This is a genomic window from Mycobacterium mantenii (assembly GCF_001667865.1).
Taxonomy (GTDB): Bacteria; Actinomycetota; Actinomycetes; order Mycobacteriales; family Mycobacteriaceae; genus Mycobacterium; species Mycobacterium mantenii_A.
Genome location: NZ_LZJP01000045.1, coordinates 1 through 12,787, shown reverse-complemented (window position 1 = coordinate 12,787; position 12,787 = coordinate 1). Strand labels below are relative to the sequence as shown.

3 protein-coding genes are annotated in these 12,787 nt (G+C 69.2%); all 3 read right to left on the bottom strand.

From position 1 onward, the window contains the following. Window positions 1-1,596: condensation domain-containing protein (locus tag A5688_RS07730; RefSeq protein WP_165607459.1), on the bottom strand; the 1,596-nt coding region annotated here is incomplete at its 3' end. A gap of 614 nt (window positions 1,597-2,210) precedes the next feature. After that, window positions 2,211-9,860 (bottom strand): non-ribosomal peptide synthetase, encoded by a 7,650-nt coding sequence (locus A5688_RS07725; RefSeq protein ID WP_067907751.1) that lies wholly within the window; start codon window positions 9,858-9,860, stop codon window positions 2,211-2,213. Then, window positions 9,857-12,787 (bottom strand): condensation domain-containing protein (locus tag A5688_RS07720; protein ID WP_242660175.1); only part of this gene is annotated, 2,931 nt, incomplete at its 5' end. The genes A5688_RS07720 and A5688_RS07725, both read right to left, overlap by 4 nt.

The following is a 12,787-nucleotide window of genomic DNA, read 5'->3' as shown; positions in this document are numbered from 1 at the left end:
ATACGCCGCCCCGGACTTGAGCACCGCCAGGATCGCCACGATCGCCTCGGCCGAGCGCGAAAACAGCAGCGCGACAACATCGCCCCGGCCCGCCCCACGCCCGGCCAGCACATGCGCCAACCGGTTGGCCGCCTCGTCGAGCTCCCGGTACGTCAACGACCGGCCCTCGAACCGCACCGCCACCGCATCCGGGGTGCGGGCCACCTGCGCGGCGAACAACCCCACCACCGACACCGGCCGCACCGACCGACCCAACGCCGAACCGTTGCCCCACTCGTCAAGCCGGGCGCGCTCGTCGCCATCGACCACCTCGATTGACGAGAGTCGGCGGCGCGGATCGTCGGTCATCGCCACCAACACCCGCTGCAGTCGCGCCGCCAAGTCGGAGGCGCTCAGGCCCGACCAGGGACCCCACCCGCCCGCGGTGCTCAAGAAGAGCTCGTCACCGTCGGTGGTGAAGATGAGTCCGAAGCCGTCCGCCTGACCGGAATTCGTGTAGGACGCCGAGGCCGTGACACCACCGAAGGGCATGGTGAAGGCCGACGGGATGAAGTTGACGCTGACCCGTTCGGGCGATTTGGTCAGGCCGCGAACCTTGCGTTCCAGGGCGTGCACTGGGAATCGCTGGTGCGCCACCGCCTCTTCGATTCGCCTCTCGACGTGTTTGCAGAAATCGGTGACTGACGATCGCGGTGCGGCGGTGAACACCAGCGGCACGACGCCGGCGACCATGCCGGGAAGCGTCTTCAACTCCGGGCGCACTCGCCGGCTGACGGGGAAATCGAGCACCACTTCTGGGCCCTCGGCGCACCAACCGCGCACCAGCAGCGCGCAGGCCGCGGTGATGACCGACGTCGGGGAGACGCCCCAGACGTCGGAGAACCGGTGAACCCGGCGCACGATCGTGGGGTCCAGCGCCACCGGAGCGGACGGCCACGGGTCACGCTCCGCGGCGCTGCCGGGCACGCGGTCCTGACCCCCGCCTTCCGGGGGCAGGTTGGCCAACCAGTAGGCCTCGTCGTCCCGGTAATCGTGAGAGGTTTCGTAGTGCGATTCGCAGTCGATCAGCTCCTGCAGCGAGCCGAAGACGGCCGTCGGGACGGGTCCGGCGGAAACGATCGCGGAGTAGATGGAGGCGATGCGGTGACCGACCAGCCCAACCCCGGTCCCGTCGATCACGATGTGGTGGCAGCACGCGAACAGGAAGAATTCGTCTCGCCGGGTCTGGAAGAGGACGAACTTGAACAGCGGCCCGGAAAGCGGCATGGGCGTCCGCTGGATGGCCAGCGCCCTGTCACGGGCTTCTTGCACAGGATCGGGCAACTCGCTCAGGTCGTGGAACGCCAGCTCGATGTTCGGGTCGTCGATCGACCGCTGGAAGACCTGGCCGTCGATCTCGAAGAAGGCGACCCTGGTCGGTTCTGCTTCGTTCACGGCTTGCCGGATCGCCCACTGCAGGGCGTCGCGCTGGACGGTGCCGTCGATCCGGACGAACAACCCAAGCTGCCACTCCGTGTCGGAGTGACCCGTTTCCTGCGCCAGCCAGATATCCAGCTGCCCGCGCGTCAGCGGAAGTGCTTGATGCTCAAGCTCCATCCGACTCCCCAACCACAGGGTGTTCCTTTCAACCCCCCGGTTGATTTAGGCCGCTCACGCAGACACCACCAGACCGCAGCCTGGTCGGCTTCTGTTTGATGTAGCCCGGGCGCGGTGCGGTCACCCTCGTGGCGCCGCCCGGCATGGGGCGGAGCGTCGGAAAAGGCCAACCGCAACCTCGTTGCGGCTCGTCGTTGGCCGAGGCGACCGAGCCAGCAAGCGCCACCACCGAACGATCGACGCTCGCCCACTCCGAAGACCCCGTAGTCAACATGAGTGCAACAGTTCGGAACGTTAGTAGACGAGCACCCCGCAGGTCTAGGGTTATTCAAACTTAATGTGCTGTGAATTACCTAGGAACCTAGATTTATACTTACAAAAGCGGTCTTATGCGTACTAATAGTACTGACCAGCCCCATGATGGCTGCACACAGTATGGGCCGATTCGAGTCCATTTCTACGCTCGATAGCCCGCACTGCGGTATCGACCGTTATCGCGGGGTTATAGGCGGCACCCTAGGCAGCCGGCGAGCAAATAATGCCTTCTGCGCATTCACGAACGCGGCGCGGTCCGTTATGGACCGCGCCGCGTGTTCGTAACTCGTCGAGAGGGCTTACAACAAACCGAGCAGTTGCAGGTCGGTGACGTACTTGACGATCACCGGCGCGCTCACGTGCGGGATGTCGTTGTCGGGGCCGACTTTCGCTTCCTGCACCGCGGCACGGAATCGATCCGTCGGCGCGAAGGCGCCGCGGGCCGGCTCGGCGGGCTGCAGGTTCTTCGGGTCCCGCAGCAGCAGCGTCAGCATCTGCAGCACCGAGTTCTGCCGCTGCCGTTCCGGTAGGCCGCGCAGGCCGGTCTCGAAGCGTTGCAGCCACTCGCCGAAGTCGTCGACGCGCTCGATCGGGTAGCCCGCCTCGATCAGCCAGTCGACGTACTCGTCAAGCCCGATGCCATCGTCGTGCGGGTTCATCACGTGGTACGTCTCGAACCCGTCCATCACCTGGGCGCCCAGTTTGGCGATCGCCTCGGCGACGAACTCGACGGGCAGGCCGTCGAAGTGCGCGCCCTGCCGGTTGCCTTCGGCATCGAGCCGGTAGAACGACGCGGGGGCGGTGCCGGTGGCCACGACGCTCAGGATCATCCGGGTGAAGATGTCCGCCACGTTGAGCTGACCGGCGTAGGTGGTGTCGGCCAGGATCATGTCGGAGCGGAACACCGAGACCGGCAGCCCGCAGAGGTCGTGCGCCTCACGCAGCAGCACCTCGCCGGCCCACTTGCTGTTGCCGTATCCGTTGGCGTAGCCGCCGTCGATGACGCGGGTGGCGCTGATGACCCGGATGTCGGCGTCCTCGGTGAACGCCGACGGCTCGATCTGCCGGCCCACGTCTGAAGTCGACACGTACGCGTACGGCTTCTTCTTCGTGGTGAGCGCCAGCCGGATCAGCTCCGCGGTGCCCCCCACGTTGGGGGTGAACAGCTCGTTGTAGGGCAGGACGCCGTTGACGACGGCCGCCGAGTCCACGATGAGGTCGACGGTGTCGGCTAGCTGCTGCCAGGTCTCCCCGGCGAGGCCGAGGTTGGCCTGACCCTTGTCGCCGGCGACGACCTGCAGGTGCTCTTCGGCCAGTTCCTGGAAGTGCCGCAGCAGGTCCGGGTCACCGCTGTCGAAGGTCTTCTCCAGACGGCGCCACGCGTCCTCGTCGGACTTGGCCCGCACCAGGCAGACCAGCTTGCCGTCGACCTGCTCCAGCCGCTCGAGCCATTCGAGCACCAGGTAGCGGCCCAGGAAACCGGTCGCCCCGGTGAGCAGGACGGTCCGCACCTCGGCGCTCGGGCCGGGCAGGCTCGGCGCGGCGGCCAGGATGGCCTCGTCGATGAACTTGTCCAGGGTGAGGTCGCGGGCGTACACCTCTTTGGCGTCGGCGCCGTGCACCGCCGCGAAGCCGGGGCCCGCGGCGCCTTCGGTGTCGGCGCCGCTGGTGATCCGGTGGCTCAGGGCGCGCACCGACTGCGAGTCGAACAGGGTGCGCACCGACAGGGCGCCGTCGAGAGCGGTGTTGATCTCGGCGATCACCCGCATGGCGGACAACGAGTCCCCGCCCAGCTCGAAGAAGGAGTCCTCGACCGAGACGCGTTCCACTCCGAGGACCCGGGCGAAGATGTCGGCGACGATCTCCTCGGTGGGGTCGGACGGCGCGATGTATTCACCGCCGCGCTTCTGGTACTCCGGTGCGGGCAGGGCGCGCTTGTCGAGCTTGCCGTTGACCGTCAGCGGCAGCCCGTCCAGCACCACGATCGCGGCCGGCACCATGTAGGCCGGCAGCCGGTCGGCCAGCTGGATGCGGATCCCGACCGGGTCGGCGGTTCCGGTGATGTAGCCGACCAGGCGCTTGTCGCCGGGGCGGTCCTCGCGGGCGATCACCACCGCCTGCTCGACGCCGTCCAGCGCGGCAAGGGCCGACTGCACCTCACCGAGCTCAATGCGGTAGCCACGCAGCTTGACCTGCTCGTCGGCCCGGCCCAGGTATTCGAGCTGACCGTCGTGGCCCCACCGAACCAGGTCGCCGGTGCGATACATCCGCGCGCCGGGGCCGCCGAACGGGCAGGCGACGAAGCGTCCCGCCGTCAGGCCAGGCCGGCGCGAGTAACCCGTGGCCACGCCATGACCGGCGATGTACAACTCGCCGACGACGCCCTCGGGTGCCGGGCGCAGCCACCGGTCCAGCACGAACAGCGCGGCACGCGGCACCGGCGAACCGATCGGCGCAGATCCCGTGCCGCTCTGCAGCGGCGAGCTCATCGCCGCGTAAACCGTGGCCTCGGTCGGGCCGTAGGCGTTGATCATCACCCGTCCGGGCGCCCACCGGTCGACGACCTCGACCGGGCACGCCTCACCGGCCACCACCAGCGCCGCCGACTCCAGGCCCTCCGGCGAGAGCATGCCCACCGCCGACGGGGTCTGGCTCAACACGGTGACCTGCTCGGCGACCAGCAACGCGTGCAGCTCGTCCGGCGCGGCCGCGACCGACTCGGGCACCACGACTAGGCGCCCGCCGTGCAGCAGCGCGCCCCAGATCTCATGCACGGAGACGTCGAACACCAGTGAGTGCCACTGCGCCCACACCCCCGCCTCCGGCAGGTCGGCGTGCAGCCTCTCCACCAGCTGTGCGACGTTGTCGTGGGTCACCGCCACGCCCTTGGGGACGCCGGTGGTGCCCGAGGTGTAGATGAGGTAGGCGATGTTGTCCGACGACGGCGTCGGCAGCGCCGTGCTGGGCTGGGTGGCCAGCTCCGGGTCGTCGACGTCGATGACGGTCGGGCTGCACCCGGCCAGCCGGTCCCGCAGACCCGCGGTGGTGACCACGGCGACGGGCTCGGCGTCGGTGAGCAGGAACTCGATCCGCGCGGCCGGCAGCGCCGGGTCGATCGGCAGGTACGCCGCCCCGGTCTTGAGCACAGCGAGGATCGAGACGATCGCGTCGGCGGACCGGCTGAACAGCAGCGCGACCCGCTCGCCCGGACCGGCGCCCTCCTCGGTCAGCAGGTGCGCCATCCGGTTCGCGGCCTCGTCGAGCTCGCGATACGTCATCGTGCGGCCGTCGAAGGTCAGCGCCGGGGCGTCCGGCGTGCTGGCCACCTGCGCGGCGAACATCGCCGGGATCGACTTCCCGGTGGCCGGCTGGCTCAACACCGCGCGGTTGCCCCGCTCGTCGAGCCACACCTGCTCGCGCTCGTCGACGACGTCCAGGGACATCAGCCGTCGGGCGGGGTCGGCGGTCATCTCCGACAGCACCCGCTGGAACCTCTCGGTCAGCTTCTCGATGCCGGCGGCGTCGAACACGTCGGTGTCGAATTCCACGCGCAGGCCGAGTTCGCGGCCCGGCAGCGCCATCACCGCCAGCGGGTAGTGGTTGTACTCGCGGTTGGTGACATCGGTGATGGCCAGCTCGTGGAAGCCCATCGGGACGCTGGTGTCGATCGGGTAGTTCTCGTAGAGGAACAGGGTGTCGAACAGCGCATCGAGACCGGTCATGTGGTGGATGTCGCTCAGCGCCAGATGCTCGTGCTCGAGGGTGTCGTTGTGGTGCTGTTGCAGCTGGTCCAGCACGTCGGCGACGGTGGTCTCCGCAGTGATGCTGGCCCGCACCGGGACGGTGTTGATCAGCAGACCCACCATGGACTCCGCGCCGGCCAGGTCGGCCGGGCGGCCCGACACCGCGGTGCCGAACGCGACGTCGCGCTGGCCGGTCAGGCGCATCAGCAGCTGCGCCCAGGCGGCCTGCAGCACGGTGTTGACGGTCGTGTGGCACGAGCGGGCCAGCTCGCCCACGGCGCGCGTCGTCTCCGCGGACAGCCGATAGGACTCCACGGCCCGCCGGCCGAGCCGCATCCGGCCGGCCGGGCCCACCAGGGTGGGGGTGTCGAATCCGTCGAGGACCTGGCGCCACGCCGCCTGCGCGGAGGCGCGATCCTGGCCGGCCAGCCAGGTCAGGTAGCTGCGGTAGGTTGCCGGTGCCGGCAACTGGTCCCCGTAGTAGTTGGCGAGGATCTCCCGCAGCAGGATGGGCAGCGACCAGCCGTCCATCACGATGTGGTGGTTGGTGAGCACGAACCGGTACCGGTTGTCCGCGGTGCGGATCAGCGCGGCCCGGAATGCCGGCCGGTTGGCCAGATCGCTCACCGCGGCGCGCTCGGCGGCGCACAGCTCCTCGACCCGCTGCTCGGGGTCGAGATCCTCGGCGCCCAGCTGGATGTACCGCCACGCCATGACCGGGTCGGCCGGGATGACCTGAACCGGCTCGCCGTACTGCGGGCAGAACCGGGCCGCCAGGTTCGGGTGGCGGTTGATCACGTTGTGCACGGCGTCGTGCAGCCGGTGCGAGTCCAGCTCACCGGTCACCGTGATACCGAGCTGCACCGCGTAGACGTCGTCGCCCGGGTCCTGGGCGAAGCTGGCGTGGAACAGCAGCCCCTGCTGCAGCGGGGTCAGCGGCAGGATGTCGGCGACCTGGTGCTCCTTGCTCAGCTCGTCGATCTGCCGCTGGTTCAGGCGCGCGGGCGCGATGTCGGACGGGGTCAACCCGCCGCCGCCGGCCTGCACGTGGGCGCAGATGCCGGTCAGCGCCTCGAACCACAACTGGCTGAGCCGGTTGATCTGCTCGCGGTCCATCGCCGAGGCCGCCCACGTCCAGTTGGCGTGCAGGTGGGGGCCTTCCTCGGTGTCCATGGTTCCGGCGTTGAGGTCGACGGTGTGCATGAGCGGCATCGCCACCGCCGCGGCCGCGCCGCTCAGCGACAAGCTGTCGGGGCTCAGCCGCCACAGCTCACCGGGCAGGTCTGCGGCCGCGCCCAGCCGTCCCAGGTAGTTGAACCCGATCACCGGGTCGGATCCACCCAGATCGATGTCGGGGTTCAGGTAGCGCAGCAGGCCGTAGGTCAGTCCGTCCGGCAGGGCGCGGAGCTGTTCCTTGGTGGACTTGACCGCCGCGCCCAGCGCGTCGTTGCCGGCGACCACGTTGTCCCAGTCCAGCCCGTCGAGCGTCAGCGCCACCGGGTATTTGGTGGTGAACCAGCCCACGGTCCGCGACAGGTCGACGCGCGGGTCCAGCTCTTCCTGGCGGCCGTGGCCCTCGACGTCGATGCCGATCGGCTTGCCGCTACCCAGGAACTGCGTCCAGGCCATCCCGAACGCGATCAGCAGGATGTCCTGCACCCCGGCGTTGAACGCCGCGGGCACCGCGCCCAGCAGCAGGCGGGTCGTCTCGACGTCCAGCGAGACCGACAACTGCTCGGCGGTCTGGTAGGTGTCCTCCTCGGGGCGCACCGCCGGCAGCATGGCCGGGGTCGCCACCACCTCGCGCCATGCGTCGGCCTGCTCGACCACCTCCGGGCTCAGCGCGTGCTCGGCCAGCAGCGAGGACCACCGGGCGAACGAGGTGCCGCCCACCGGCAAAGCCACCGGCTGGCCGCTGTGGTGCTGCGCCCAGGCGATGTTGAGGTCCTCGATCAGGGTCCGCCACGACACACCGTCGACGGCCAGGTGGTGGATGATCAACGCCAATTGGCTTGTCCCGCTTGCCCAGACGGCGCTCATCATCACGCCCGCGCCGGGGTTCAGCCGTGACCGGGCCGCCACCAGTGTCGCGTCGGACAGCTCGTCGACCGACTGCAGGCAGTCGCCGGCCTGCACGGTGCCCGGCTCGGGCGCTTCCAGCGACCAGCCGCCGTTGCCGTCGTCCTCCACGCGCAGCCGCAGCATGGGGTGCCGGTCCAGCAAGGCCTGCAGCACGACGACCACGTCGTCTTTGCCGACGCCCGCGGGCGCCGCCAGCACCATCGTCTGGTTGAAGTCGTCGATCGGCCCCTGCACGGTTTGCAGCCAGTGCATGATCGGGGTGGCCAGCACCGGCCCGATTCCCTCGTCGACCAGGTCGTCCTCGTCGGCGCCGTCGGTGGCCACCCGGGCCAGCCGGGCGACCGTCTGCTCGACGAAGACGTCGCGCGGGCGGCACATCACGCCGGCCGCCCGGGCCCGCGCCACCACCTGCATCGACAGGATGCTGTCGCCGCCGAGGTCGAAGAAGGAGTCGTCCACGCCGACCCGCTCCACGCCCAGCACCTGGGCGTAGATGCCGGCCAGGATCTCCTCGGTGTGGTTGCCGGGGGCACGGTATTGGCCGCCGCGCTTGTGGTACTCGGGCGCGGGCAGGGCGCGCTTGTCCAGCTTGCCGTTGACGGTCAGCGGCAGGGTCTCCAGCACGACGACCGCGGCCGGGACCATGTAGGCCGGCAGCCGCTTGCCCAGCTGGGTGCGCAGCTCGGTCGGGTCGGCGGTGCCGGTGATGTAACCGACCAGGCGCTTGTCGCCGGGGCGGTCCTCGCGGGCGATCACCGCCGCCTGGTCGACGCCGTCCAGCGCGGCGAGGGCCGACTGGATCTCGCCGAGTTCGATGCGGTAACCGCGGATCTTGACCTGCTCGTCGGCGCGGCCCAGGTACTGCAGCTGACCGTCGGCGCCCCAGCGGACCAGGTCCCCGGTGCGGTACATCCGCGCCCCCGGCGCGCCGAAAGGGCAGGCCACGAAGCGCGACGCTGTCAGCCCGGCGCGGCGGGCATACCCGGTGGCGACGCCACGGCCGGCGACATACAGCTCACCGACCACGCCTTCCGGCGCGGGCCGCAGCCACTTGTCCAGCACGAACAACGCCGCACCGGGAACCGGCGACCCGATCGGCGGTGCCCCCGAGTCGCCCGCGAGCGGCGTGCTCATCGCGGCGTACACGGTGGCCTCGGTCGGGCCGTAGGCGTTGATCATCACCCGTCCGGGCGCCCACCGGTCGACCACCTCGGCCGGGCAGGCCTCACCGGCCACCACCAGCGCCGTGTCGTCCAATCCCTCCGGCGAGAGCATGCCCACCGCCGACGGGGTCTGGCTCAGGACGTTGACCTTCTCGGCCACCAGCAGGGCGTGCAGCTCGTCGGGCGAGCCAGCGACGGACTCGGGCACGACCACCAGGCGTCCGCCGGACAGCAGCGCGCCCCAGATCTCCCAGACGGAGACGTCGAAGACCAGCGAGTGCCACTGCGACCAGACCTTCCCCGGCCCGGTCGGCAGATCGGCGTGCAGCGTCTTGACGAACTCGGTCACATTGCGATGCGTGACCGCGACGCCCTTGGGGTTTCCCGTGGTGCCCGAGGTGTAGATCATGTACGCGATGTCGTCGGGCCGCGGCCCCGGCAGCGCGCTGCTGGGCTGGGTGTCCGCGGCGGCTTCGTCGACGTCGATCACGGGCAGGTCGAACCCGTCCAGCCGGGCACGCAGGCTGGCCGTGGTCACCACCGCGATCGGCGTCGCGTCGCCGAGCATGAATTCCATCCGCGCCGACGGCAGGGCCGGGTCGATCGGCAGGTACGCCGCCCCGGTCTTCAGGACCGCGAGGATCGAGATGATCGCCTCGGCGGAACGGGAGAACAGCAGCGCAACGCACTCGCCCGGGCGCGCGCCCTGCTCGGCCAACAGGTGCGCCAGCCGGTTCGCAGCCTGATCGAGGTCGCGGTAGGTCAACGAGCGATCGCCGAAGCTCAGCGCGACCGCCTGGGGTGCGCGCGCCACCTGCGTGGCGAACACCTCGGGGATCGACGCCGCAGCCTTGATCGGCTTGGTCAGCACCGCACGGTTGCCCCACTCGTCGAGTCGATCGTGCTCGCCGCCATCCAGCAGATCGATCGACAACAATCGCCGTCCCGCACCGACGGTCATGACTGCTCCTCCAAGTCCACGGTCATGGCTTCCAGCACCCGCTTAAACCGCTCTACGAGCTTCTCGATCCTTGCCTCGCCGAAAACGTCGGTATCGAACTCGACGCGAAGGCCTATTTCGTGGCCCGGCACAGCTTGAACCGAAAGCGGGTAGTGGTTGTATTCCCGATTCGTGAATCCAGTAATAGTTAACTCGTCCACGGCCGATAGCGCGGCGGTATCGATGGGATAGTTCTCGTACACGAACATTGTGTCGAAAATTTGGTCATGTCCCGTTACACGATGGATATCGTTCAGTGCTAAATGCTGGTGATCGAGCGTGTTCGTATAGGTGCGTTGTAGCTGCTCAAGCAGGTCGGCGATGGTGGTTTCGGCGCCGATGGTCGCCCGCACCGGAACGGTGTTGATCAAAAGGCCCACCATGGCGTCGGATCCGGCCAATTCGGTCGGACGACCCGAAACAGCTGTGCCGAACGCCACATCGTGCTGTCCGGTAAGCCACATCAACAGCTGCGCCCAGGCCGCTTGCAGGACGGTGCTGACGGTGGTGCGGCATGAGCGGGCCAATTCGCCCAGCAGGCGACTGGTCTCCGCGGATACGTGGAACTCGGCAACGCCGCGCGGGCCAAGCCCCATGCGGCCCGTCGGGCCCACGAGCGTCGGGGTATCGAAACCCTCGAGCACCTCGCGCCACGCCTCCTGGGCGGCAGCCCGATCCTGTTCGGACAGCCAGGTGATGAAGCTGCGGTACGGCACCGGCGCGGGCAGCCGCACCCCGAAGTAGCTGGCGAAGATCTCCTGCAGCAGGACCGGCTTGGACCAGCCGTCGAGCACGATGTGGTGGTTGGTCAGCACGAATCGGTAGGTGTTCTCCGCGGTGCGGATCAGCAGGCCCCGGAACGGGGGCTGTCCGGCCAGGTCACAGACGGCGACGCGTTCCGCGGTGGACAACCGCTCGATTTGCTCGTCGATGTCGCCGTCGGCGTCCAGCTCGACGTACTGCCAGGCCAGCTCCGGATCGGTCGACATGATCTGCACCGGCTCCCCGAAGTCCTCGGAGAAGCTGGCCACCACGTTGGGATGGCGGCTGATGACGGTGTGCACCGCCTCCCGCAGCCGGTCCGGGTCGATGGCGCCGGTCACGGAGATGTCGAGCTGCACCGCATAGAGGTCTTCGCCGCCCTGGGCGGTGCCGGTGTGGAACAGCAGTCCCTGCTGCAGCGGGGTCAGCGGCAACACGTCGGCGACTTGGTACCGCTGCTGCAGTTCGTCGAGGTCGCGCTGGGTCATGCGGGCGGGCGCGATGTCGGACGGGGTCAGGCCGCCGCCGCCGTTGCGCACGTGCGCGGTGATGCCGGCAAGCGCGTCGAACCACAGCTCGCTGAGCCGGCTGATCTGCTTCTCGTCGAGGGCCGAAAGCGCCCACGTCCAGTTCGCCTGCAGGTGCGGGCCGTCGGCGGTGTCCATGGTGCCGGCGTTGAGTTCCACCGTGTGCGGCAGCGGCAGCGCCACCGCGCCGGCCGCACCGGCCAGCGCGAAGCTGCCCGGGTCCAGCTGCCACAGATCGGCCGACAACTCGGCGGCACCCCCGCCGAGCCGGCCCAGGTAGTTGAACCCGATGACCGGATCCGAAACATCCAGCCCCCCTTCGGGATTCAGGTAGCGCAGCATCCCGTAGGTGACACCGTCCGGTAGGGCGCGCAGTTGTTCCTTGGCGTCCTTGACCAGACCGCCCAGGGCGTCGTCACCGCCGACCACCTGACCCCAGGACAGTCCACCGGTCCGCAACGACACCGGGTACTTCGCGGTGAACCAGCCGACCGTGCGCGACAGGTCCACCTGCGGGCCCAGCTCTTCGTCGCGCCCGTGGCCCTCCACGTCGATGGCGATCGGCGCGCCGGTGCCCACGAACTGGGTCCAGGCCAACCCGAACGCGATCAGCAGAATGTCCTGGACGCCGGCGTGGAACGCCGCGGGCACCTCGCTGAGCAGCAGCCGGGTGGTCTCGACGTCCAGCGACGCCGAGTACTGTCCGGCCGTCACATAGGTGTCCTCGGGCTGTGCTTGCGGCAACACGGCCGGGACGGTGGCGACCTGCCGCCACTCCTCCAGCCGCTCGACCACCTCGGGGCGGCGCGCGTATTCATCCAGCAGCGACGACCACCGAGCGAACGAGGTGCCGCCCACCGGCAGTGCCACCGGCTGGCCGCTGTGGTGCTGCGCCCAGGCGATGTTGAGGTCCTCGATCAGGGTCCGCCACGACACGCCGTCGACGGCCAGGTGGTGGATGATCAACGCCAATTGGTTTGTCGCGCTTGCCCATACGGCACGTACCAGCACACCGTCGGCGAGGTTCAGCCGCGACCGGGCGTCGACCAGCGCCGCTTCGGACAGCACGTCGACCGACTCCAGGCAGTCGCCGGCCTGCACCGAGCCCGCCTCGGGCACGTCGAGCGACCAACCGCCGATGCCGTCGTCCTCGACGCGCAGCCGCAGCATCGCGTGCCGGTCCAGCAGCGCCTGCAGCACCACCGGCACGTCGTCGAGGGTGACGTCCGCGGGTGCCGCCAGCACCATGGTCTGGTTGAACTGCTCGACGGGGCCGTCCATGTTCTGCAGCCAGCGCATGATCGGGGTGGCCACCACGGGTCCGAGCCCCTCGTCGACAACGTTGTCGTCTTCGCTGGCGACCGTGGCGACGCGCGCCAGCCGGGCCACCGTCTGCTCGACGAAGACGTCCCGCGGTCGGCACACCACTCCGGCCGCGCGGGCACGGGCCACCACCTGCATCGACAGGATGCTGTCCCCGCCGAGGTCGAAGAAGGAGTCGTCGACACCGACGCGCTCCACGCCCAGCACCTGGGCGTAAATGCCGGCCAGGATCTCCTCGATGGCGCTCACCGGGGCCCGGTAGCGGTCGGCGTCGGA

Coding starts and splice junctions, on each gene's coding strand:
- A5688_RS07725 (WP_067907751.1), bottom strand. CDS start 9,860: ATGACCGTCGGTGCGGGACGGCGATTGTTGTCGATCGATCTGCTGGAT.